We start from the raw sequence: 21620 nt of genomic DNA, 5'->3' as shown, positions 1-21620 counted from the left end.
ATGAGTTGCTCCATGCGCAACAAGCGAGCTGCGGCGACCGTGGTCCGGCTGCTGGAGAACGCCCGCTACGAGGTGCTGCCCACCGCGGCCACCGAGGACAAGGTCCTCACCCACCTGCCCCGCGACCGTGCGGTCACGGTGACCGCGTCGCCGTCCAAGGGGCTGGAGGCCACCCTCGACCTGTCCGAGCGCCTCACCGGGCACGGCTACGTCGTCGTCCCCCACCTGGCCGCACGCATGGTGTCCGGACGTGCCGAGCTGGCCGAGATCGCCGAACGGCTGCGCGGCAAGGGCATCAGCCGGGTGTTCGTGCCCGGCGGCGACGCCGAGGCGGTCGGTGACTACCCCGACGCGCTCGCGCTGCTCGAGGACCTGAAGGAGCTCGGCTCGCCGTTCGCCCACGTCGGGATCACCGGCTACCCCGAGTCGCACCCGACCATCCACGACGACCTCACCGTGCAGTCCATGTGGGACAAGCGGCGCTACGCCACCCACATCGTCAGCAACCTCACCTTCGACCCCGCGGTCGTGCGCGACTGGGTGCGCAGGCTCCGCGCCCGGGGTGTCGCGATGCCGCTGCTGCTGGGGCTGCCCGGGCCGGTCGAGCGCACCAAGCTGCTGGCGATGGCGACCAGGATCGGGGTGGGCGAGTCGACGAAGTTCCTCGCCAAGAACAAGGGCCTCTTCGCCCGGCTCGCCGCACCGGGCGGGTTCACCGGCGAGTCCTTCCTGGAGAAGTGCGCGCCCGCACTGGGGGAGGACGGAGCGCTCGTCGAGGGCCTGCACGTCTTCACGTTCAACCAGGTCGCCGAGACCGAGGCCTGGCGCACCGAGATGCTCGAACGACTGCGCGATGTCTAGGTGACGAGGCCGGCCAGGGCCTGCTCGAGCCCGTGGTCGCCGGTCTCCACGACCGTGAGGGGCAGCCCGATCGTCGCGGCTGCACCGTCGGCCAGCTCGCGCAGCTCGTCGTCGGGCGCCTGGGCCAGCCAGACGACGCGGGTGTAGTTGCCGAAGTAGGCCTCCCGCAGCTCGGGGTAGCGGTCGAGCCCCATCTCCTGGACCACGGTGCGGGCGAAGGACCGCACCAGGAAGTCGGTGAGCAGGTAGGTGCCGGGCTGCTCGTCGAAGAAGCGCTCGAGGCGGGACGCGCCGGCATAGACGTCGTAGCAGTGGAGGCCGGGGAGCCTGGTGAGCCCGAGCTCGCGGCACACGTCGTCGAGGGCGCCGTAGGTGCCGCAGTCGGCGTAGCCGACGACGACCCGGCCGTACGTCGCCGCGAGCCGCGCCGCCAGCGTGCGCACCTCGCCCGCGATCCGCTCGGGGTGGTTGTGCAGCAGCGGTGGGAGCGGATGGACGTCCACGGCCCAGCCGTGGCGGTCGACGACGGCCGCAGCGGGCTGGGCGAGGGCCCCGCAGGCGATCAGGGCGACCCGGTCACGGCGGACCGAACGAGAGCTGCTCGACGAAGGCGTCGTTGAAGTCGGGACGGTCGGAGAGCTCGACATACGTCACCTCCTCCAGCAGCGCCAGGGCGCCGGCGCGCTCGCGCACCGACAGCAGGGCCATCTTCGCCCCCTCGCCGGCGACGTTGCCGGCAGCGACGATCCGCAGCACGGGAAGCCGCGGCACCAGGCCGATGCGGACGGCCGATGCGGGGGAGAGGTAGCTGCCGAACGACCCGGCGAGCAGCACCTGCTGGACGTCGCGGTGCTCGAGCCCGAGCTCGTCGAGCAGCAGCGACCAGCCGGTGGAGATCGCAGCCTTGGCGAACTGCAGCTCGCGGACGTCGCGCTGCGAGAGGTAGACGCACTCGGCGGGTTCGGCGTCGGGAGCCGGCCGGTGCAGCAGGAAGACCCGCTCCTCGCCGACGAGGGCCAGGCGGTCGGCCAGCGCCGGGGCGATCCCCTTCGCCTCCTCGTCGGGCACCAGGCGTCCGGTGTGGTCGAGCAGTCCCACCCGCACCAGCTCGGCGACGGCGTCGACCAGGCCGGAGCCGCACAGCCCCCTGGGCTCGACGTCACCGATCACGCCGAGCCGGACCGCCTCGGCCGGGTCGTCGGTGTGCGGGTCGACCTTGACCACCTCGATCGCCCCGTCCGCGGCGCGCATGCCGCAGCGGATCGCGCCGCCCTCGAAGGCCGGGCCGGCGGGAGCAGCGGTGGAGAGGAGCGTCTCGCCGTCGCTCAGCACGATCTCGCAGTTGGTGCCGACGTCGATGAACAGGCGGGTGCGCTTGTCGCGGTCCATGCCGGTGGCGAGCATGCCGGCGACGATGTCGCCGCCGACGTAGGCGCCGAGCGCCGGGAAGAAGAACGCGCGTGCCCGCGGATGGAGGACGAGCCCGATCTCCGAGGCCAGCACGGAGGGCGGCTGGGCCGCCGACATGACGAACGGGGCGACCCCCAGCGGCTCGGGGTCGATGCCCAGCACGAGGGCGGTCATCGTCGCGTTGCCGGCGACCGCCACCTCGTAGACGTCGGTGGGCTCGATGCCCGCCTCGCGGCACACGCGCCGCGCCAGGTCGGCGAGGGTGGCGCCGGCGGCCTGCTGGAGGCGGCCGAGCGCATCCGGGTCCATCATCGTGGCGCTGATCCGGGTGATGACGTCGCCGCCGAAGGGCTGCTGGGCGTTGAGGCTGGACGCGACGGCCAGCGGGGTCCCGGTGCCGACGTCGAGGAGGGTGCCGACGACGGTCGTGGTGCCGAGGTCGAAGGCGATCGCGTAGCGGATGGCGGTGGTGTCGCCGGGCTCGACGTCGACGAGCGCCTCGTCGAGGACCACGGCGGTGACCTTGAAGTCGGCCTGGCGCAGCACCGTGGAGAGCCGACGCAGGACGTGGAGGTCGGCGGTCAGCTCGAGGTCGTCGATGGCGTCGGTGAGCCGGACGAGGTCGGTGCGCTGGTCGGCGAGCGTCGGCTCGTCGAGCTCGACGTAGCGCTTCTGCAGGGCCGGCCGGAGGATGACCTGGCGACCGATGCCCACCGTCGCGGCCTTGGGTCGCGTGGTCAGCGGCGGGACCTCGACGGCCAGGTCGCGGGTGGCGTGGAGCAGGCAGCCGAGCCGCCAGCCTGCGGAGAGCTGGTCGGGGGTGAACGTGCGGACGTCGTGGCGGGTGAGGGGGACCTCGCCGTCGGAGGTGACCTGGATGCGGCACTTGTGGCAGGTGCCGTGGCCGCCGCAGGTCGAGTCGATCGCGATGCCGTTCCACGAGGCGGCGTCGAAGACGGTCACGCCCGGGGGCACGCGTACGCCGCGCAGCGTCGGCGGGACCTCCGCGCCGTCCTCGGCCGTGCCGTGGACGGTGAAGGACAGGTCGACGCGGCCGGAGCCGTCGTGGGGTACGGGCTCGGCTCCCGGCCGCTCGATGAGGCCCTCGCGGGCGACGTCGGCGAGCGAGAAGTCCGGCCCGTCGGGCGGTCGGCTCATCGGGACGCCGTCACGCGCCCTCGACGGCTGCCTGCTTGGCCCGGTGGGCGGAGATCCAGGCCATGCCCCAGTCGTCGTGGCCCAGGAACAGGTCGGCGGCCTTGACCGCCTCCACCACCTGCGGCGTCCGCGCGTCCATGATCGCGCTGGTGAGGCCCGACGCCATCGCCATCGGCAGCCAGGCGGCGTTGAGGGTGTGGCGTCCGGGCATGCCGAAGGACACGTTGGAGGCTCCGCAGGTCATGTTCACCCCGAAGTCGTCGCGGATGCGGCGCATCACCTCGAAGGTCACCAGGCTCGTCGTGGTGTCGGCGCCGATCGGCATCGCCAGCGGGTCGATGACGATGTCGGCCTGCGCGATGCCGAACTCCTCGGTGGCGACCCGGACGATCTTGGCGGTGAGCTCGAGGCGCTTGTCGGCCTCCATCGGGATCTCGTCGTGGTCGTTGGGCAGCGCGATGATCGCCGCGTCGTGCTTCTTCACCAGCGGGAGGATCAGCTCGAGGCGCTCGTCCTCCGCGGTGACGGAGTTGACGAGGGCGCGTCCCTCGTACGCGGTGAGGCCGGCCTCGAGGGCCTCGACCACCGAGGAGTCGATGCACACGGGCAGGTCGGTGAGGCCCTGGACCATCGTGATGGCCTTCGCCAGCAGGTCGGGCTCGTCGGTGAGCGGCACGCCCATGTTGATGTCGAGGACGTCGGCGCCGCCCTCGACCTGGGCCTTCACGTCGCGCTCGATCGCGGAGAAGTCCCCCGCGCGCAGCTGCTCCTGGAAGATCCGGCGACCGGTGGGGTTGATCCGCTCGCCGATGATCGTGAACCGGGTGTCGTGCCCGATCACGACCTCGCGCGAGGCCGAGCGCAGGACGGTGCGCAGCGGCTCGGCGATGCTCATCAGGCGGGGACCTTCGTGCGCTTCGCCTCGAGCAGGCTCTTGGCGCGCTTGACCGTCTGCGAGGCGTCGGCCGCGTAGCCGTCGGCCCCGACGGCATCGGCGTACTCCTGGGTGACGGGCGCGCCGCCGACCATGACGATCACGTCGTTGCGCATCCCGGCCTTCTCGAGGGCGTTCATGTTGGCCTTGAACATCGGCATCGTGGTGGTGAGGAACGCCGAGAAGCCGACGATGTCGGGCTGGTGCTCGTCGATCGCGCTGACGAACTTCTCCGGCGCCACCTGCACGCCGAGGTCGATCACCTCGAACCCGGCGCCCTCGAGCATGATGTTGACGAGGTTCTTGCCGATGTCGTGCACGTCGCCCTTGACGGTGCCCATCAGGAACTTGCCGACGGTGGCCACCCCGGTCTCGGCGAGCAACGGGCGCAGCCGCTCCATGGCTCCTGCCATCGCGCGACCGGCGATGAGCATCTCCGGGACGAAGAAGTCGCCGCGCTCGAAGCGGGCGCCGACCTCCTCCAGCGACGGGATCAACGCGTCGAAGAGCAGCGTCTGCGGCTCCATCGACAGGTCGAGCCCCTGGTTGGTCAGCTCGAGCACCCGCGGGGCGTTGCCCACCAGTGTCTCGTCGTAGAGGGCCTGCAGGATGTCCTCGGGGGTCATGCGACCACCTCCTCGGTCGGACGGGCGGGGCCGCGCAGCAGGGAGGACAGCGCGGTGGACTGGTCCAGCAGGCGGCGGCCGAGCTCGTCGAGCCGCTGCGCCAGCCGGGGGGTGGGGCCGGAGATCCCGAGCGAGGCGACGACGTCGTCGCGGATGCCGAAGACGGGCACGGCGATTCCGGTCAGGCCGATCTCCAGCTCGTCCTCTGTCAACGCATAACCGCGCTCGCGGCACCGCACGCCGTCGCGGCGTACGGCCTCGCGATCCTGGAGCGTGGCGGGCGTCGGCCGCTCGAGCTCGCCGTCGGGGAGCTCCAGCGCACCCCAGGCCAGCAGGACCTTCCCGAGGGCCGAGCAGTGCGCCGGCACCTCGATGTCGGTCCAGTCGCGGGTGCCGAGCAGGAAGGTCGAGTCGACCTGCGCCACCTGCACCACCCGGTCGCCACGGGAGACGCTGAGGTGCACGGTCTCACCGGTGTCGGCGCCGAGCTGGTCCATCACCGGCCGGGCGAGCCGGACCAGCTCCTCCCACGGGTCGTGGCGCGCGGCGTAGAGCCAGAAGAGCCGGCCGGCGACGTAGGACCCGGAGGGGTCCCGCTCGAGCAGGCCGGAGCGCTCGAGCGCGGTGAGCAGTCGCGAGGTCGTCGACTTGGCGAGCCCGCTCGCGTCCTGGAGCTCGGCGAAGGACATCGGCTCGTCGGCGTGGACGACCGTGGCGACCAGGTCGGCGGCGCGGTCCAGCGCCCTGGTGCCGGTGGCCGTCTCGCTCATGCGTGAGTCCTCTTTCGGAGGGGTTCCCAGTCGTTCCATGATGTGGAACCTTGGTTCCACATCATGAGGCTAGAAGCCGTCGTCAGTCGAGGTCAAGGGAGGTCCCGGTGTTCCGCAACGCGATGCCGCGCTACGAGGTGCTGTCCGAGGAGGCCATGGCGACCCTCGATCGCGGGTGGCGCCGGCTGATGACCGAGATCGGCGTGGAGTTCATGGACGAGCGAGCGCTCGAGCTCTTCCGCCGGGCGGGGCAGCGCGTCGAGGACAACACCGTCTTCCTCGATCCCGACTTCGTGCTCGAGCAGGTCGCCAAGGCGCCGCGCGAGTTCGACGTGCAGGCGCGCAACCCCCAGCACACCATCCACATCGGCGGTGACTCGATGGCCTTCGGCGCGGTCTACGGGCCGCCGTTCGTGCGGCAGGGCGACGTACGCCGCGACGCGACGATGGAGGACTTCCGCAGCTTCACCAAGCTGGCGCAGTCCTTCCCGGTGCTCGACTCCGCCGGGGGAGTGATCTGCGAGCCCAACGACACGCCGCTCGACAGCCGTCACCTCGACATGACGTACGCCCTGCAGACGCTGACGGACAAGGTCTACATGGGCAACGTCGTCTCGGGCGTCAATGCCGCGGACACGATCGCGATGACCTCGATCCTGTTCGGGTCGCGCGAGGCGATCGAGGAGACGCCGGCGACGATCTCGTTGATCAACTGCAACTCGCCGCTGCGCTGGGACGATCGCATGCTGGAGGCCCAGCTCGAGTACTCCGCCGCCGGCCAGCCGGTGGTGCTGACGCCCTTCATCCTGATGGGCGCGATGTCACCGGTGACCATCCCCGCCGCCCTGGTCCAGCAGATCGTCGAGGCCCTGTCGGGGATCGCGCTGTCCCAGCTGGTCCGGCCCGGTACGCCGGTGATCTTCGGGTCGTTCCTCTCCAACATCGACATGCAGTCCGGGTCGCCGACCTTCGGCACGCCGGAGTCGGGGCTCGGCCTGCTCTGCACCGGGCAGATCGCCCGCCACTTCGGGCTCCCGTTCCGCACCGGAGGCGGCCTCACCTCCTCGCAGGTGGCGGACGCGCAGGCCGGCTACGAGGCGCTGATGACGTTGATGCCGACCTTCCTGGCCGGTGCCAACTGGGTGATGCACTCCGCCGGCTGGCTCGAGGGCGGCCTGGTCGCCGGCTACGAGAAGTTCATCGTCGACGTCGAGCTGCTCCAGATGCTCCGCCACGAGTTCACGCCCCTGGAGATCGACGAGGACTCGATGGCCTTCGGGGCGCACGAGGAGGTCGGTCACGGTGGGCACTTCCTCGGGGCGATGCACACGATGGAGCGCTTCCGCACGTGCTTCTACCGCCCGCTGCTGTCGTCCTCGGAGAACTACGAGCGCTGGATGCGCAACGGCGGCCACGACGCCAACGACCGCGCCCAGGTGGCCTACAAGAAGGCGCTCGAGGACTACGAGCAGCCGCCGATCGACGACGCGGTCCGCGAGGAGCTCGAGGACTACGTCATCCGTCGGCGCGCCGAGCTCGGCGACTGAGCAGCGCCCGACGCGGGGATCAGCTGAGCCCCAGGATCGTCCCGTCGTCCGCGAGGTCGATGCGCGCGGCCGAGGGGTCCCTGGGCAGTCCGGGCATGGTCATCATGTCGCCGCACACGACGACCACGAACCCCGCGCCCGCGGAGAGACGTACCTCCCGCACGTGCAGCTCGTGGCCCGACGGCGCGCCCAGCGCCGCCGGGTCGGTGGAGAAGGAGTACTGGGTCTTGGCGACGCAGACCGGCAGCTGCGAGTAGCCGTCGCGCTCGATGCGTTGCAGGCGCCGGCGCGCCCTGGCGTCCCACGTCACGAGGCCGGCGCCGTAGAGCCGGGTCGCGATCGCCTCGACCTTGGCGGTCAGGGAGAGGTCGTCGTCGTAGGTGTAGGAGAACTCGTACGGCGACGGCTCGGCCAGCGACGCCAGGACGCCCTCCGCAAGGCCCTTCGCGCCGTTGCCCCCGTCGGCGAAGTGGGTGGCGGGGAAGGCCCGCACTCCCTCGTCGGCCACGAGCGCGACCACCCGGTCGACCTCACGGTCGGTGTCGGTGGGGAAGCGGTTCACCGCGACGACGGCGGGGACGCCGTAGACGTCACGGATGTTGGCGAGGTGGCGGCGCAGGTTGGTCATGCCGGCCTCGACGGCCGCGACGTCCTCGCGGCCGAGGTCGGCCAGCGCGACACCGCCGTGGTACTTCAGGGCGCGCACGGTCGCGACCACGACGGCCAGGTCCGGACGCAGGCCGGACTTGCGGCACTTGATGTCGACGAACTTCTCGGCGCCGAGGTCGGCGCCGAAGCCGGCCTCGGTGACGACGATGTCGGCCAGCCGCAGGCCCGCGCGGGTGGCCATCACCGAGCTGCAGCCATGGGCGATGTTGGCGAACGGACCGCCGTGGACGAAGGCGGGTGCTCCCTCCAGGGTCTGGACGAGGTTGGGGGCGAGGGCGTCGCGCAGCAGCGCGGCCATGGCGCCCTCGGCGCCGAGGTCGCGGGCGGTGACCGGAGCCATCGCCCGGGTGTAGCCGATGACGATGTCGCCGATGCGCTTCTTGAGGTCGGCCCACGACTCGGTGAGGCAGAAGATCGCCATCAGCTCGGAGGCCACGACGATGTCGAAGCCGTCCTCCCGCGGGAAGCCGTTGGCGTGCCCGCCCAGTGCGACGACGACCTCGCGCAGCGCCCGGTCGTTGGTGTCCACGACGCGCTTCCAGGTCACGCTGCGTACGTCGATGTCGAGCTCGTTGCCGTGGTGGACGTGGTTGTCGATGAGCGCCGCGAGCAGGTTGTTGGCGGCCGCGATGGCGGCGAAGTCGCCGGTGAAGTGCAGGTTGATGTCGGTCATCGGCACGACCTGGCTCCAGCCGCCCCCGGCCGCACCACCCTTCATGCCGAACACGGGCCCCATCGACGGCTCGCGCAGGCAGGCGACGGTCCGGTGACCGAGGCCGTGGAGCGCGTCCGTCAGGCCGACGGTCGTGGTCGTCTTGCCCTCGCCCGGTGGCGTGGGAGACAGGGCGGTGACCATCACGAGCCGGCCGAGCGGTCGGTCGGCCAGCGAGGTGAGGTAGCCGACGTCGACCTTGGCCTTGTGGTGGCCGTAGGGGACGAGGTGCTCCTCGCTGATCCCGAGCGTCTCCTCGGCGATCTCGCGGATCGGTCGCAGGACGGCGGCGTTGGCGATCTCGATGTCGGACTGCATGGCGGGCTCCTCGCCGGTGGGCGGCACGGTGGCTCCTCGCGCGGTGGGGCCGCGCTGGGGGTGACAGCGGTGTTGCGCTTGACGAAACGCAGTCTGCGATACGCAACAGCGCCTGCGCTAGTGTCCCCCCATGGTGGACACCGTCTCCAGCCCCGCCGTGACGGGCGCCGGCGTGCAGTCGGTCGACCGGGCGCTCGGGATCCTCGAGGTGCTGGCCCGCACGGGCGAGTCCGGCGTCACCGAGATCGCCACGGAGCTCGGCGTGCACAAGAGCACGGCCTTCCGCCTGGTCGCCACCCTCGAGGCGCACCGGCTCGTGGAGCAGACCGCCGACCGGGGCCGCTACCGCCTCGGCGTCGGCATCCTGCGACTCGCCGGTGCCACCACGGCCCGGCTCGACCTCGTGCAGGAGGCACGGCCGATCGCCCGCCAGCTCGCCGCCGACACGGGGGAGACCGTCAACATCGCGGTGCTCGCCGAGAGCTCTGCGCTCTACCTCGACCAGGTCGCGGGGTCATCGGCCCTCCAGCCGCACAACTGGGTCGGCCAGCACATCCCCCTGCACGCGACGAGCAACGGCAAGGTGCTCCTCGCCGGCCTCGACGACGCCGGCCTCGAGGCCGTCCTCGGCACGCTGGCGACCTACACGCCGCGCACCATCACCGGACGCCGGGAGCTGCGCGAGGAGGTGGCGCGCGTGCGTGAGCAGGGCTACGCGGTCGCGGTCGACGAGCTCGAGGTCGGGCTCACGGCGGTGGCCGCACCCGTCCGCAACGCGCACGGGGACGTGGTCGCGTCGATGAGCGTGTCCGGTCCGTCGTTCCGGCTCCCCGAGGAGCAGGTGGAGGAGGTCGTACGCCGCGTCGTCGCGGCCGCGTCCGAGGTCTCCCACCGCCTCGGCTGGGGGCACCGCTGACGTAGGGGCCCGGCCGACGGGGGGATCGCCGGACCAGCCCACACCTTGACGCCCGGACCCGGGCAGCAGGATCCTTCCGCAGAGAGAGCGAGGCGACCGTGGCCGACCTGTACATCGACGGCAGCTGGATCCCGGCCCGCGGGGGTGGTCGGCGGGAGATCCGCTGCCCGGCGGACGGCTCACTGGTGGGCGAGGTCGCCGAGGCGGACGCCGGAGACACCGAGCTGGCCGTGGCGGCGGCCCACCGGGCGTTCCACGAGGGACCGTGGCCCGGGTGGTCGAGCCGGGAGCGCGGCGACCTGCTGCTCCGTGTCGCCGACCTGCTCGAGCGCGACCGGGACGCCGTCGCCCGCGCGGAGTCCCTCGACACCGGCAAGCGGCTGGTCGAGGGCGGGTACGACGTCGACGACGTCGTGTCGGTGTTCCGCCACTTCGGTCACGCGGCCGACGCCGAGGGCGGGCGGGTCGTCGACACCGGCAACCCGTCCGTGGTCAGCCGGGTGGTGCACGAGCCCGTCGGGGTCTGCGGGCTGATCACGCCGTGGAACTACCCGCTGCTGCAGGTCGCGTGGAAGGTCGCGCCGTGCCTGGCCGCGGGCAACACGTTCGTCCTCAAGCCGAGCGAGATCACGCCGCACACCGCCGTCCACCTCATGCGGGTGCTCGAGGAGGCGGGGCTCCCCGCGGGCGTGGCCAACCTGGTGCTGGGGGAGGGACCGACCGCGGGAGCCCCGCTCTCGGAGGACCCCCGCGTGGACCTGGTCTCCTTCACGGGTGGCCTGGCCACCGGCAAGCGCATCATGGCCGCCGCGTCGGGCACCGTGAAGCGGGTCGCCCTCGAGCTCGGCGGCAAGAACCCCAACATCGTCTTCGCCGACGCCGACTACGACACCGCACTCGACTTCGCGCTGACGGCGGTGTTCCTGCACTCCGGCCAGGTGTGCTCGGCCGGCGCCCGCCTCCTCGTCGAGGAGTCGCTCCACGACCGCTTCGTCGACGACCTCGTCGCCCGCGCCCGCGACATCCGCCTCGGCGGACCGTTCGACGAGGCCGCCGAGACCGGGCCGCTGACCAGCGCCGCGCACCGCGAGAAGGTCGAGGCCTACGTCGCGGCCGGTCTCGCGGAGGGGGCGGTGCTGCGCTGCGGCGGGGCCCGCCCGGACGACCCCGCCCTGGCTGACGGCTTCTACTACCTCCCGACGGTGCTCGACCGCTGCACCAGCTCGATGAGCGTGACTCAGGACGAGTCCTTCGGCCCGGTGCTCACGGTCGAGACCTTCACCGACGAGGCCGAGGCCGTGCGGATCGCCAACGACAGCATCTACGGCCTCGCGGGCGCGGTCTGGACGCAGGACGCGGGCCGGGGCCAACGCGTCGCGGCCGGGCTGCGGATGGGCACGGTCTGGATCAACGACTACCACCCCTACGTCGCCCAGGCGGAGTGGGGCGGATACAAGCAGTCGGGCATCGGGCGCGAGCTCGGCCGTGCCGGGCTGGAGGAGTACCGCGAGACAAAGCACGTCTGGCACAACATCGCCCCCGAGCCGCAGCGATGGTTCGGAGGGTCGGGCTCATGAGCACGCGCAAGGCGTACGACTTCGTGATCGTCGGCGGCGGCTCCGCCGGGTGCGCGCTCGCGAACCGGCTCTCGGCCGACCCCGCCACGAGCGTCCTGGTGCTCGAGGCCGGTCGCACGGACCGGTTCGACCCGCTCATCCACGCCCCGGCGGCCCTGCCCTTCCCGATCGGCAACCCGCTCTACGACTGGAGGTACGAGTCGGAGCCGGAGCCCGCCATGGGCGGTCGCCGGGTCTACCACGCCCGCGGCAAGGTGCTCGGCGGCTCGTCGTCGATCAACGGGATGATCTTCCAGCGCGGCAACCCGATGGACTACGAGCGTTGGGCCGCCGACCCGGGCATGGAGACCTGGGACTACCGGCACTGCCTGCCCTACTTCAAGCGCATGGAGTCGTTGGTCCTGCCCGACGGCATGGTCGGTGCCGACGCGTGGCGCGGTGGCTCCGGGCCGCTCAAGCTCGAGCGGAGCCCGGCGACGAACCCGCTCTTCAGCGCGTTCTTCGAGTCCGCCCAGCAGGCCGGCTACCCGCTGACCGATGACGTCAACGGCTACCGGCAGGAGGGCTTCGGCCGCTTCGACCGCAACATCGTCAACGGCGTACGGATGTCAGCGGCCCGCGCCTACCTGCACCCGGTGATGGGCCGCAAGAACCTCACCGTCGAGACGTTCGCCCACGTCACCAAGGTCCGCTTCGAGGGCAGGCGCGCGGTCGGCGTGGACTACCTGCGCGCCGGTCGCAGGCACGACCGCGTCGATGCCGGCGAGGTCATCCTCTGCGGGGGTGCGATCAACTCCCCGCAGCTGCTCCAGCTCTCCGGCATCGGCAACCCGGAGCACCTCCAGCCGCTCGGCGTGGAGATGGTGCACGACCTGCCGGGCGTCGGCGAGAACCTCCAGGACCACCTCGAGGTCTACATCCAGTACGCCTCGCTCCAGCCGGTCTCGATCGTCGAGGGCCTCAAGTGGCGCAACCGCCCGCTGGTCGGGCTCGAGTGGCTGTTCAAGCGCACCGGCACCGCGGCGTCCAACCACTTCGAGGGCGGTGGCTTCGCCCGGTCCAACGAGGACGTCGACTGGCCCAACCTCATGTTCCACTTCCTGCCGATCGCGATCCGCTACGACGGGTCGCCGCCCGCCGGTCAGGACCGCTACGCCCACGGCTACCAGGTGCACATCGGCCCGATGTACGCCGACACCCGCGGCTGGGTGCGGATCGCCTCGAGCGATCCGCGCCAGAAGCCGAAGATGCTCTTCAACTACCTCTCCACCGTCAACGACAAGCGCGAGTGGGTCGAGGCGGTGCACGTCGCGCGCGACATCCTCAACCAGCCGGCGTTCGCACCGTTCAACGGCGGTGAGCTGTCGCCGGGCACTGCGGTGGAGACCGACGAGGAGATCCTGGACTGGGTGCGGAAGGACGCCGAGACCGCCCTCCACCCCTCGTGCACCGCGAAGATGGGCACCGACGACCTGTCGGTCGTGGACCCCCTCTCCCTGCGGGTGCACGGCACCGAGGGGCTTCGGGTCGTCGACGCCTCGGTCTTCCCCTACGTCACCAACGGCAACATCTACGCCCCGGTGATGATGGTCGCCGAGAAGGCCGCGGACCTGGTCCTCGGCAACACCCCGCTGTCGCCCGCCGACGTGCCCTACTACCGCCACCGCGACCCGTCCCCGCTCTACCCGCCCGGAGATCCTCGCAACGCCACGTGACCCGTCCCGCCCAGCCCGGAGGTCCACATGACCGCACAGCTCGACGCTTCCGCTCCACCCGGCGATCCCCACCCGGAGCGTGCCCCCCGCCCCAACGTGCGGTGGCCGGTCTTCATCACGGCGTTCGCGGGCGTGTGCCTGGTCACGCTGTGGGCGATCGTGGCTCCGGCCAACGCGGAGAGCGTCATCGGCGACCTCGTGGGCAGGGTCGGCACCGGGTTCGGCTGGTTCTACGTCGCCCTGGCCACGGCCATCGTCGTCTTCGTCGTCTTCCTCGGGATGTCCCGCTACGGCAGCATCCGCCTCGGTCCCGACCACTCGCGCCCGGAGTTCTCGACCTTCGCGTGGGCGAGCATGCTCTTCGCGGCCGGCATCGGCACCGACGTGATGTTCTACTCCGTCATCGAGCCGGTCTCGCAGTACACCGCGCCGCCCGTGGGTGAGCCGGGGACCGTCGACGCGGCTCGCGACGCGACGGTCTGGACGCTGTTCCACTACGGCGTCACGGGCTGGGCGATGTACGCGCTGATGGGCCTGGCCCTGGCCTACTTCTCCTACCGCAAGAACCTGCCGCTGGCCGTCCGGTCCGCGCTCTACCCGGTCTTCGGCAAGAGGGTCGAGGGGCCGCTGGGCCACGTCGTCGACACCGCGGCGGTCCTCGGCACGATCTTCGGGGTGGCCACCAGCCTCGGCATCGGCGTGGTGTTCCTCAACGTCGGGCTCAACGTCATCTTCGGCGTGCCCGTGGGCACGGCGGCCCAGTCGGCCCTGGCGATCCTGGCGGTCACGGTCGCTGCCGTGTCGGCCACCACCGGCGTGGACAAGGGCATCCGGTTCCTGTCCCAGCTCAACGTGCTGCTCGCCCTCGCGCTCGCCGGCTGGGTGCTGATCACCGGCCAGACGTCGTTCCTGCTCAACGCCGTGGTGATGAACGTGGGCGACTTCGTCCGCTCGTTCCCGGCCAAGTCGATGGAGACCTTCGCCTTCACCGACACCCAGGAGTGGATGCAGCTCTGGACGCTGTTCTTCTGGGCGTGGTGGGTGGCGTGGGCGTCGTTCGTGGGCCAGTTCCTGGCCCGGATCTCCCGGGGCCGCACGATCCGGCAGTTCGTGCTCGGCACGATGGTGATCCCGTTCAGCTACATCGTCATGTGGATCTCGATCTTCGGCAACGCCGCGATCGACAAGGTCCGCAACGGCGACGACGCGTTCGCCGAGGCGGCCGTCGACTTCACCGGGGTCGGCTTCTACGACCTGCTGCGCGACTACCCGTTCGCCGACGCCGTCATCTTCCTGGCCGTCGTGGTCGGCCTGCTGTTCTACATCACCTCGGCCGACTCCGCGGCGCTGGTGATGGGCAACCTGTGCTCGGAGCTCCACGACGTGCAGCAGGACTGCGCCGCGTGGCTGCGGATCAGCTGGGCCAGCATCACCGGCCTGCTGACCATCGCGATGCTCGCCGTGGGCGGGATCCTGGCCCTGCAGTACGCCACGATCATCATGGGCCTGCCGTTCGCGTTCGTGCTCGTGCTCGTCATGTGGGGCCTGTTCCGCGCGATCCGCAACGAAGGACGCAAGGCCGACACCGGCGTACGCGGGATGTCTCCGCTGCTCTCGGCCCGCACGGGTGCCGGGCACGACACGCGGAAGGCGTGGAAGTCCCGCCTCGCCAGGACGATCAACTTCGTCGACGAGGAGGCGGCCACGGCCTACCTCGGCTCGACGGTCGAGCCCGCCGTGCGCGAGGTCGCCGAGGAGCTCACGTCGATGGGCGTCCGGGCCTCGGTGGTCCACGGCGACGTGGCCGGAGCCCCCTACGCCGAGCTCACCACCGACGGCGACGAGGGGCAGTTCGTCTACCGGGTGCAGGTGCGGCTCTCACCGGTGCCGACCTACGGCGGGCGGATGATCGGCGACCGCGACCAGTACGCGCGGCTCGAGGTGCACCTCCTCGACGGGGGGCAGGACTACGACGTGATGGGCTACACGAGCGACCAGGTCATCCACGACTGCCTCGACCAGTACGAGCGCCACCTGGAGTTCCTGCGCACCGAGTGACGTACCGAGTGACGTACCCAGTGACCTACCCAGTGACGACCGCGGTCCCGAACCGCCACCCTTGACACGCGCACGGGGCCGGAGCACTCTTCGTTGTTGCAGGTCACGCACAACGTTGCGCCAAGCGCAACAGATGGGAGACGGGCATGGCGCTCAAGGAACCCGTGGGTGAGTCCCTGGTCCCACCGGCCGGCAAGGACGGGAACTTCCCGCTCGACAAGGTGACCTTCGGTGTCGCCGCCGGGCTGGCCGTCGCGTTCCTCCTGTGGGGAACGATCGACTCGACCGGGATGGGCGAGACGACGTCCACGATCCTCGGCAAGCTGACGTCGCTGTTCGGCTGGCTGTTCATCCTCGTCAGCGCGCTCTTCCTCACCTTCTCCGCCTACCTCGCCATCAGTCGCTACGGCAACATCCGGCTGGGTCCAGACGACTCGACCCCGGAGTTCTCGACGTTCTCCTGGGTCTCGATGATGTTCGCGACCGGCATGGGCATCGGCCTGATGTTCTGGGGTGTCGCGGAGCCGCTCACCTACCTCACCGCCACCGACGCCAGCAGCATCCCGCCGGGCCGTGGGGACCCGTCCACACCTGACAGCGCACGCGTCGCGATGGAGTACGCCTTCTTCCACTGGGGCTTCCACCCGTGGTCGATGTACGCCGTCATCGGCCTCGCGATCGGCTACTTCGCCTACCGCAAGGGCACCGGCAACCTGGTGTCCGGCGCCTTCGGTCCCCTGCTCGGCCGCCACGCCACGGGTGGTCCCGGCAAGGCGATCGACATCATCGCCATCTTCGCCACTCTCTTCGGGTCCGCGACCTCCCTCGGTCTCGGCGCCCTGCAGATCACCGGCGGCCTCGACGACGTCTTCGGCGCCGGGGACTCCCGGTGGCTGACCGTGGCCGTCATCGGGTTCCTCACGGTCTGCTTCGTGATCTCGGCGGTCACCGGCATCGAGAAGGGCGTGCAGCTGCTGTCCAACGCCAACGCGATCGCAGCCCTGCTGCTCGTCCTCTTCCTCTTCGTGGTCGGCCCGACGGTGTTCATCCTCAGCACCTTCACCGAGTCCCTGGGCGGCTACCTGACCCACCTGCCCACGATGGCCTTCCGCACCGGAGCCTTCGGTGGCAGCGAGTTCCTGAGCGCCTGGACGATCTTCTACTGGGCGTGGTGGATCTCCTGGACGCCCTTCGTCGGCATGTTCATCGCACGCATCTCCAAGGGCCGCACGATCCGGCAGTTCGTGGTCTACGTGATCCTCGTGCCGAGCCTGGTCTCGTTCGTGTGGTTCTCCATCCTGGCCGGCTCCGCCTTCGACCTGCAGCTCTCCGGCGCCAAGGACCTCGGCGCGGTGCTCGCGGAGGAGGGCACCGAGAGCGCGCTGTTCACGACGCTGCGCGAGTACCCCCTCGCGAGCATCACCGTCGTGCTCGCCGTGTTCCTCGTGGCGATCTTCTTCATCACCGGTGCCGACTCGGCCTCGATCGTGATGGGCATGCTGAGCCAGCACGGCAAGGAGGAGCCGATGCGCTGGCTCGTCATCTTCTGGGGCGTCGCGCAGGGCGCGGTGGCGGCCGTGCTGCTGTTCTCCGGCGGCCTGGGCGCGCTCCAGACGCTGGTGATCATCGTGGCCGGGCCGTTCATGCTGGTGATCTGCGCGATGTGCGTGTCCCTGATGAAGGCGCTGCGCGCCGAGCCGTACGAGTCGACCCTCCCGTCGCGCGTGCGCAAGGCCGTGCTGCACGCGCAGAAGTACGACTCGGTCGAGAACCACTCGGTCGCCCTGGCCGCGCTCGGCGCCGACCCCGACGACGTCAGCCCCGGGCCGGACGACGACGCGAGGGCCTGACCCGGACGCGAACCCCGCTCGGACCGAGCCGCCGCCCCTGCGCACCCTTGACAGTGCGCCGGGGCGGCGGCGTACATTTCGAGGCGTCGCACATAGCGCAACCTGTTGCGCGATGCGCAACACATCGTGAGTCCTCCCGCACCAGGAGCCAGCCATGGCAGATGTCCCCGCGACCGCCGGCGTCGTCGTGATCGGAGCCGGCATCGTCGGCAACAGCCTCGTGCACCACCTCACCCGGCTCGGGTGGACGGACGTGGTGCAGATCGACAAGGGGGCGTTGCCCAACCCCGGTGGGTCGACGGGCCACGCGTCCAACTTCATCTTCACCGTCGACCACTCCCGCGAGATCACCGACCTGACGCTCGACTCGGTCGCGCAGTACCGGGAGATGGGTGTCTTCACGCAGTCCGGCGGCTTCGAGATCGCCCGCACCGAGGAGCGGATGGAGGAGCTGCGGCGCCGCATGTCCAGCGCGAAGGCCTGGGGGATCGAGGCCGAGCTCGTCAGCCCGGCCTTCGTGAAGGAGAAGGTGCCCTTCATCGAGGAGGACCAGTTCATCGGCGCGTTCTGGACGCCCGGAGTGGGCGTGGTCGACTCGCTGCGCGCCGGCACCATCATGCGTGAGCGGGCGCTCGCGACCGGCGAGCTGACGGTGGTGCCCACGGTCGAGGTCGTCGGACTCGACACCCAGGACGGCCCGCGCGGGCGACGGATCACCCGCGTGCGCACCACCGGCGGCGACATCGAGACCGACACCGTCGTCATCGCGGCGGGCGTGTGGAGCCCCAAGCTCGGTGACATGGCCGGGGTGAGCATCCCGCTCACCCCGGCGGTGCATCAGATGATCAGCGTCGGTCCGTGTCCGCAGCTGGCGGAGAAGGAGGGCGAGATCTCCTTCCCGATCATCCGCGACATGGACACCTTCTGCTACGAGCGCCAGCACGGCGCCGACATGGAGGTCGGCTCCTACGCCCACCGCGCGATCCTGCACGAGCCCGAGGACATCCCCTCGATCGAGCAGGCCAAGCTGTCGCCGACCGAGATGCCGTTCACCTCTGACGACTTCGACCCGCAGCTCGAGCAGGCCTACGAGCTGATGCCCGAGCTGCTCGGGGCCGAGGGGGCGGAGATGCGCTACGCCATCAACGGTCTGCTCTCGCTCACCTGCGACGGCAACCCGATCCTGGGCGAGAGCGAGGTCGCCGGGCTCTGGACCGCCGCCGCGGTGTGGATCAAGGAGGGTCCTGGTGTCGGGCGTGCCGTCGCGGAGTGGATGACCCACGGCCACTCGGAGATCGACCTGCACCACAGCGACATCGCTCGCTTCCACCAGCACCAGAAGCGCCGCGAGCACACCCGGCTGCGCACCACCGAGTCGTTCATCAAGACCTACGGCATCGTCCACCCCGCCGAGCAGTACGAGTCCGACCGCGATCAGCGACTCTCCCCGATGCACGACTCGCAGACCAAGCTCGGCGCCGTCTTCTTCGAGACCGCCGGCTGGGAGCGACCCTTCTGGTACGAGTCGAACGCCGCGCTGCTCGAGCAGTACGGCGACGCCGTGATGCCGCGCGAGCACGAGTGGGACGCCCGGTGGTGGAGCCCGATCATCAACGCCGAGCACCTCCGCATGCGCGAGGCCGCTGCCGTCATCGACCTGTCCGCCTTCTGCGTCTTCGACATCGAGGGACCCGAGGCGCTCGACGTGGTGCAGACGACCTGCGTCGCGCAGTGCGACGTCCCGGTCGGCAAGGTTGTCTACACCCCGGTCCTGGACGCGAAGGGCGGCTTCCGCTCCGACCTCACGGTGATGCGGCTGGGCGACGAGCACTACCGGGTCGTCACCGGCGGCGCGCACGGCATGGCCGACCGGGCCTGGTTCACGAGCCACCTGCCCGACACCGGATCCACGACCCTGACCGACCTCACCGACGACGTGTCCACCATCGGCATCTGGGGGCCGCGGGCACGCGACATCGTCTCCTCGCTGACGTCCGACGACGTCTCCGACGCCGGGTTCGGCTTCCTCACCTGCCGGGAGGTCGAGCTCGCCGACACGTCCGTCCTGGCCTCCCGCATCTCCTACGTCGGCGAGCTGGGCTGGGAGCTCTACGTCCCGATGGAGCACGCCGCCGGGCTGTGGGACGCACTCCTCGAGGCGGGCGCGCCGCACGGAGCGGTCCCGGCTGGGATAGGCGTCTACGGCACGACGGGTCGCATCGAGAAGGGCTACCGGGCCTACGGCGCCGAGCTCGACTCCGAGCGGACCATCGTCGAGGCCGGGATGCAGCGTCCCAAGGTCAAGGCGGCCGACTTCGTCGGCAAGGAGGCCTACCTGGCACAGCGCGCCGAGGACCCGGCATCGGTTCTCTGCACGCTCACCGTCGACGACCACACGTCCGCTGCCGGCACGAAGCGCTACATGCTCGGCGGTGAGCCGATCCTGACCCGCGACGGCGGCACGCTCACCGACGGGCACGGTCACCACCCGTACGTCACCAGCGCGGGGTCCGCGCCGTCGCTGGGCAAGCACGTGCTGCTCGCCTACCTGCCTCCCGAGGAGGCGGTGGTCGGCAACGAGCTCGCCGTGTCCTACATGGAGGAGCTCTACCCGGTGACCGTCGGGTCCGTCGACGCCACCCCGCTCCTCGACCCCTCGAACGAGCGGATCAGGTGATGGTCCACCCGCTCGTGTGCGTGAAGCGCGTCGTCGACGCGACGAGCGAGGTCGTCCTCACCGAGGACGCCCAGGGCGTCGACGGGCGGTACGCCGGCTTCACGACGAGCGCCCACGAGGAGTGCGCGGTCGAGCTCGCGGTCCGCATCGCCGCCGACGATGGTGCGGCGACGGTCATGACGCTCGGCGACGGCGACGCCGTGGAGCAGCTCCGCGCGGCGCTCGCCGTCGGCTGTGCCGCAGCCACCCACGTGGTGGCCGACCCGCAGGCGTTCGGCCCGGCCGACGTCGCCCGTGAGATCGCCGCGGTCGTCCGCGACCACGAGGCGGCAGGCACGCCGCACGAGCTGGTGCTGCTCGGCAACGACGCGGCCGACACCGGTGACTTCCAGGTCGGCATCCGCCTCGCCTACGAGCTCGGCTGGCCCGTCGTCAACGGCGTCAGCACCGTCTCGGTGACCGACGGCGTGGTGACCGCGAGCGGCTCCGGGCCCGACGGGCACGAGACCTTCCGGCTCCCCCTGCCGGCCGTGGTCACGGTCCTCGAGGGCGGCGTCGACCCCCGCTACCCGAGCGTCCCGGGGCGGATGAAGGCCAAGAAGGCGCCGATCGAGGAGCGCCGGCCCACCACCGACCCGGTCGGACCGTCCCGCGTCCGGCTGGTGCTGCCGTCGCCGTCGCCGTCGACCGTGCAGGTGCTGGGTGAGGGGCCGGCGAGCGCACCCGCGGTCGTCGACCTCTTCGAGGAGCTGGGGGTGCTCGCGCGATGATCGTCGTCCTGGTCGAGGTGACGCCGGCGGGCGAGGTCGTGGAGACCTCGCGCGAGGCGATGACCTTCGCGCGCGACCTCGCCGCTGCCGGGGGAGGGGTGCCCGTCGACGCGGTGGTCGTCGGCCACGCCGGCGACGCGCTCGTCGGCACCCTGGCGTCGTACGGCGCACGTCGCGTCCACGCCCTCACCGGCCCGGCGTACGACTCCTTCTCCGGGGCCGCATGGGCGGCAGGCCTGCTCGAGGTGCGGGAGCGGGCCGGCTCGGTCGTGGTTACCGCCGCCGGCACCGCGCGCGGCAACGAGGTCCTGGCCCACGTCGCGGCCCGGTCGGGGCTGCCGATGGCCGCCAACGTCGTGTCGTTCAGCAGCCTGTCGCCCTTCACCGTGACCCGCCAGGTCGTCGGCGGCGCCGCGCTCGAGGAGATGAGCCTGGCCCAGCGGCCGGCCATCTTCACCCTGGCCGGCCACGCGGTGGAGGCCACGCCCGCCGCCACCGCGGGTGCCGGTGAGCTGGTCGTGGAGACCCCCGACGTGGCCCACGCCGACCTGCTGGCCCGGGTCGTCTCGACCGAGGAGCCGGAGCCCGACCTCTCGGGCACCCTGAAGTCGGCCCGCGTCGTCGTCGGCGCCGGGCGCGGCGCCGGGTCGGCCGAGGGGTTCGACGACATCCTCGAGCTCACCGAGCTGCTCGGCGGCTCGCTCGGGGTCTCGCGGGTCGTGACCTCGCTCGGGTGGCGACCGCACCACGAGCAGGTCGGCCAGACGGGCAGCCGGATCTCGCCCGACCTCTACATCCCGTGCGGCATCAGCGGTGCCATCCAGCACTGGGCGGGGTGCAGCAGCGCCAAGACCATCCTCGCCATCAACACCGACCCGGACGCCCCGATGGTCACCCGGGCGACCCACGCGGTGATCGGCGACCTGCACGAGGTCGTCCCGGCGATCAACGCCGAGATCCGACGCCGCCGCGGCTAGTCAGGGGCGCGGGCCCAGTGGTGGCGCCTGCGGAGCCGTCGCATCCCCACGGGTGATTCGTGGACGCGAGGAGTC

At 71.1% G+C, this 21620-nt stretch carries 16 protein-coding genes; 10 read left to right on the top strand and 6 right to left on the bottom strand.

The features are described 5' to 3' along the window. The first annotated feature begins 12 nt into the window (after positions 1 to 12). Positions 13 to 861, top strand: a complete 849-nt coding sequence (locus Q1B24_RS02955) for a methylenetetrahydrofolate reductase (protein WP_299923045.1) — start codon at positions 13 to 15, stop codon at positions 859 to 861. Here the strand turns inward: Q1B24_RS02955 and Q1B24_RS02950 are convergent. The 5 genes from Q1B24_RS02950 to Q1B24_RS02930 all read right to left on the bottom strand — a co-directional run bounded on the left by Q1B24_RS02950 (position 858) and on the right by Q1B24_RS02930 (position 5759). After that, positions 858 to 1364, bottom strand: a complete 507-nt coding sequence (locus Q1B24_RS02950) for a DUF1638 domain-containing protein (RefSeq protein WP_299923044.1) — start codon at positions 1362 to 1364, stop codon at positions 858 to 860. The genes Q1B24_RS02955 and Q1B24_RS02950 overlap by 4 nt on opposite strands. 73 nt (positions 1365 to 1437) lie before the next feature. Then, positions 1438 to 3429 carry an ASKHA domain-containing protein gene (locus Q1B24_RS02945; RefSeq protein WP_299923043.1) on the bottom strand — a complete coding sequence of 664 codons (1992 nt, stop codon included), beginning with the start codon at positions 3427 to 3429 and terminating at the stop codon, positions 1438 to 1440. 10 nt (positions 3430 to 3439) lie between these two features. Next, positions 3440 to 4324: a dihydropteroate synthase gene (locus Q1B24_RS02940; RefSeq protein WP_299923042.1), complete on the bottom strand. Its 885-nt coding sequence runs from the start codon at positions 4322 to 4324 to the stop codon at positions 3440 to 3442. Continuing rightward, positions 4324 to 4989, bottom strand: coding sequence for a corrinoid protein (locus Q1B24_RS02935; RefSeq protein WP_299923041.1), 666 nt, complete (start codon positions 4987 to 4989; stop codon positions 4324 to 4326). Before Q1B24_RS02935 ends, Q1B24_RS02940 begins: the two co-directional genes overlap by 1 nt. Continuing rightward, positions 4986 to 5759, bottom strand: coding sequence for an IclR family transcriptional regulator (locus Q1B24_RS02930; protein ID WP_299923040.1), 774 nt, complete (start codon positions 5757 to 5759; stop codon positions 4986 to 4988). Before Q1B24_RS02930 ends, Q1B24_RS02935 begins: the two co-directional genes overlap by 4 nt. 50 nt (positions 5760 to 5809) lie before the next feature. Here Q1B24_RS02930 and Q1B24_RS02925 point away from each other — a divergent pair, with 50 nt between their 5' ends. Beyond that, entirely contained in the window at positions 5810 to 7306 is a 1497-nt protein-coding gene (locus Q1B24_RS02925) for a trimethylamine methyltransferase family protein (protein WP_299923039.1), read from the top strand. 19 nt (positions 7307 to 7325) lie between these two features. On the opposite strand, the gene Q1B24_RS02920 is transcribed toward Q1B24_RS02925, so the two are convergent. Beyond that, positions 7326 to 9005, bottom strand: a complete 1680-nt coding sequence (locus Q1B24_RS02920) for a formate--tetrahydrofolate ligase (RefSeq protein WP_299923038.1) — start codon at positions 9003 to 9005, stop codon at positions 7326 to 7328. A 130-nt stretch (positions 9006 to 9135) separates the two neighbouring features. Between Q1B24_RS02920 and Q1B24_RS02915 the strand changes: the two genes are divergently transcribed. The 8 genes from Q1B24_RS02915 (at position 9136) to Q1B24_RS02880 (ending at position 21545) form a co-directional block, all read left to right on the top strand. Continuing rightward, complete coding sequence (locus tag Q1B24_RS02915; RefSeq protein ID WP_299923037.1) at positions 9136 to 9921, top strand: IclR family transcriptional regulator; 786 nt, start codon at positions 9136 to 9138, stop codon at positions 9919 to 9921. Between the two features lie 98 nt (positions 9922 to 10019). Continuing rightward, positions 10020 to 11498, top strand: a complete 1479-nt coding sequence (locus Q1B24_RS02910; RefSeq protein ID WP_299923036.1) for an aldehyde dehydrogenase family protein — start codon at positions 10020 to 10022, stop codon at positions 11496 to 11498. After that, positions 11495 to 13213, top strand: a complete 1719-nt coding sequence (gene betA / locus Q1B24_RS02905) for a choline dehydrogenase (protein WP_299923035.1) — start codon at positions 11495 to 11497, stop codon at positions 13211 to 13213. Before Q1B24_RS02910 ends, betA begins: the two co-directional genes overlap by 4 nt. Positions 13214 to 13240: 27 nt before the next feature. Then, positions 13241 to 15271: a choline BCCT transporter BetT gene (gene betT / locus Q1B24_RS02900; RefSeq protein WP_299923033.1), complete on the top strand. Its 2031-nt coding sequence runs from the start codon at positions 13241 to 13243 to the stop codon at positions 15269 to 15271. A gap of 146 nt (positions 15272 to 15417) precedes the next feature. Further along, on the top strand, positions 15418 to 17121 hold the full coding sequence (locus Q1B24_RS02895; protein WP_299923031.1) for a BCCT family transporter: 1704 nt from the start codon (positions 15418 to 15420) through the stop codon (positions 17119 to 17121). Between the two features lie 154 nt (positions 17122 to 17275). Next, positions 17276 to 19798: an FAD-dependent oxidoreductase gene (locus Q1B24_RS02890; protein ID WP_299923029.1), complete on the top strand. Its 2523-nt coding sequence runs from the start codon at positions 17276 to 17278 to the stop codon at positions 19796 to 19798. Next, positions 19798 to 20568, top strand: a complete 771-nt coding sequence (locus Q1B24_RS02885) for a hypothetical protein (RefSeq protein ID WP_299923027.1) — start codon at positions 19798 to 19800, stop codon at positions 20566 to 20568. The genes Q1B24_RS02890 and Q1B24_RS02885 overlap by 1 nt, the downstream gene beginning before the upstream one ends. Then, the gene (locus Q1B24_RS02880; RefSeq protein WP_299923025.1) at positions 20565 to 21545 is read left to right on the top strand and encodes an electron transfer flavoprotein subunit alpha/FixB family protein; all 981 of its coding nucleotides are present in this window, start codon (positions 20565 to 20567) and stop codon (positions 21543 to 21545) included. Before Q1B24_RS02885 ends, Q1B24_RS02880 begins: the two co-directional genes overlap by 4 nt. Positions 21546 to 21620 lie beyond the last annotated feature (75 nt).

It is taken from the genome of uncultured Nocardioides sp. (genome assembly GCF_947488025.1).
Lineage (GTDB): Bacteria > Actinomycetota > Actinomycetes > Propionibacteriales > Nocardioidaceae > Nocardioides.
The sequence above is the reverse complement of the archived record's forward strand: the minus strand, read 5'-3'. Positions and strand labels throughout refer to the sequence as shown.

Bases quoted from the DNA above. Each gene is read 5' to 3' on its own strand.
- Q1B24_RS02890 (WP_299923029.1), top strand. From the start codon at position 17,276: ATGGCAGATGTCCCCGCGACCGCCGGCGTCGTCGTGATCGGAGCCGGC.
- betT (WP_299923033.1), top strand. From the start codon at position 13,241: ATGACCGCACAGCTCGACGCTTCCGCTCCACCCGGCGATCCCCACCCG.
- Q1B24_RS02895 (WP_299923031.1), top strand. From the start codon at position 15,418: ATGGCGCTCAAGGAACCCGTGGGTGAGTCCCTGGTCCCACCGGCCGGC.
- Q1B24_RS02930 (WP_299923040.1), bottom strand. From the start codon at position 5,759: ATGAGCGAGACGGCCACCGGCACCAGGGCGCTGGACCGCGCCGCCGAC.
- Q1B24_RS02915 (WP_299923037.1), top strand. From the start codon at position 9,136: ATGGTGGACACCGTCTCCAGCCCCGCCGTGACGGGCGCCGGCGTGCAG.
- Q1B24_RS02920 (WP_299923038.1), bottom strand. From the start codon at position 9,005: ATGCAGTCCGACATCGAGATCGCCAACGCCGCCGTCCTGCGACCGATC.
- Q1B24_RS02945 (WP_299923043.1), bottom strand. From the start codon at position 3,429: ATGAGCCGACCGCCCGACGGGCCGGACTTCTCGCTCGCCGACGTCGCC.
- Q1B24_RS02955 (WP_299923045.1), top strand. From the start codon at position 13: ATGCGCAACAAGCGAGCTGCGGCGACCGTGGTCCGGCTGCTGGAGAAC.
- Q1B24_RS02940 (WP_299923042.1), bottom strand. From the start codon at position 4,324: ATGAGCATCGCCGAGCCGCTGCGCACCGTCCTGCGCTCGGCCTCGCGC.
- Q1B24_RS02885 (WP_299923027.1), top strand. From the start codon at position 19,798: ATGGTCCACCCGCTCGTGTGCGTGAAGCGCGTCGTCGACGCGACGAGC.
- Q1B24_RS02935 (WP_299923041.1), bottom strand. From the start codon at position 4,989: ATGACCCCCGAGGACATCCTGCAGGCCCTCTACGACGAGACACTGGTG.
- betA (WP_299923035.1), top strand. From the start codon at position 11,495: ATGAGCACGCGCAAGGCGTACGACTTCGTGATCGTCGGCGGCGGCTCC.
- Q1B24_RS02880 (WP_299923025.1), top strand. From the start codon at position 20,565: ATGATCGTCGTCCTGGTCGAGGTGACGCCGGCGGGCGAGGTCGTGGAG.